We start from the raw sequence: 1,460 nt of genomic DNA on the forward strand, positions 1-1,460 counted from the left end.
TGTAATCGTAGTGTTTATACCGCGCCATCCCTTGCCACCTGTGAGGTAAAGTTCTGTTACCTGATTCTAGCCTTTGTCTGTCGCGTCAGCCAAAGGCTGTGGGACTTTTCCGACAGCCTCAACGCCCAATTCAGCGGATGAATTTTGCGCAGCAAAATTTGTTCCGCTGCAATTGTTTGTTAACCCCTAAGCGCAAGGTCTTCCCTAATAACCTCAGGATGGCGGAAAGCAATCTCGATAAGCGCTTTTGCAGGTCCAGATGGCTTACGCCGGCCTTGCTCCCATTCCTGCAAGGTGCGTGGCGAAATATGCAGTACCTCAGCAAACTCCACTTGGGTTAGCCCAGTCTTGCCCCGTGCCTCTGCAACCTCATTAGGCACTACACGACTGGTTCGAGCCACTTTGCCAGCTTTCATTTCTTTAACTGATTGGAGCAACTTGCTGCCAAGCTCCTCTGCACTCAAGATCTCGTTATTCATTTTCCAGCACCTCACGAACTGCTTTCAGGATATGCGCGGGTATATTTTCCTTAACAGCTTTTTTGTAGATCACCAATAACCAGATCTCACCGTTAGCTAACTTGGTGAAGTAGATGACTCGCACCCCACCGCGCTTCCCTGACCCCGCCACAGACCAACGAACCTTTCTACATCCACCACTGCCAGGAATCGGGTCGCCAATCTCAGGATTAGCCGCCAACCAAGCGAAGAACGCATTTCGTTCCTCCTCAGTCCAAATTTTTTTGGCATCCGCTTCGAATGTAGGGGTTTCGATGATAGTAAACATAACAACATTATACGTCATTGACGTACATTAGCAAGGCCGAGGGAGGAAGGGTTAACGCCGCCAACACGCGTGGCCTTGTAGTGAAGGCGAAGCCGCAACGAAAAGGGCATTGTTAATGGCCAACTAAACTGACCCACCTCTGGCCATTAATTTTGACCCACCCTCAGGGTGGCTTTGGCCACCGAAATCAGTACCTTCCCCTCATGATGACGAACAAGGGGAAGGGTTTTGAAGGAGTGGGTTGTGATTCATAAAATCAAAGCACTGCACGATAGCGGCCAGGGACTTTCGGTCCGAGCCATCAGCAAACAGCTATCGATCTCTCGCAATACCGTACGTAAATACCTGCGCTTATCCGAAGAGGTTATTCAGGCGCAGCAGTCTGATCCTTGCCGTACTAAAAAGCTGGATGAGTACCGCAGCTATCTGGTGTATCTGTTGGGCGAGTTTCCTGAACTCAGTGCGGTTAAAGTGGCCCGTAAACTGCGCACCAAGTATGGTTCCATTCCAGCGTCGGATCGTAGCTTACGACGCTATATCCAGCAGTTGCGCCAAGAGGTGTCGATTGCTCAGGTGCGCTACTTTGAGCCCATCATTGATGATGTACCCGGTGTTCAGTGTCAGGTTGATCCTGGCGAGCTGCGTGGGGTTCGGGTGGGTGATCAGGAGGTCAC

General features: G+C 50.8%; 2 protein-coding genes and 1 pseudogene. 1 reads left to right on the forward strand and 2 read right to left on the reverse strand.

The window, feature by feature from the left end; genetic code table 11:
* Positions 1–179 precede the first annotated feature (179 nt).
* Positions 180–479 (reverse strand): helix-turn-helix domain-containing protein, encoded by a 300-nt coding sequence (locus tag F7R27_RS18550; RefSeq protein ID WP_151705760.1) that lies wholly within the window; start codon positions 477–479, stop codon positions 180–182.
* On the reverse strand, positions 472–804 hold the full coding sequence (locus tag F7R27_RS18555) for a transcriptional regulator (RefSeq protein WP_240776440.1): 333 nt from the start codon (positions 802–804) through the stop codon (positions 472–474). Before F7R27_RS18555 ends, F7R27_RS18550 begins: the two co-directional genes overlap by 8 nt.
* A gap of 225 nt (positions 805–1,029) precedes the next feature.
* Here F7R27_RS18555 and F7R27_RS18560 point away from each other — a divergent pair.
* Positions 1,030–1,460 (forward strand): annotated as a pseudogene (locus F7R27_RS18560) (helix-turn-helix domain-containing protein); the annotation flags it as partial.

The sequence above is a fragment of the Nitrincola alkalilacustris genome (genome assembly GCF_008973755.1).
GTDB lineage: Bacteria > Pseudomonadota > Gammaproteobacteria > Pseudomonadales > Balneatricaceae > Nitrincola > Nitrincola alkalilacustris.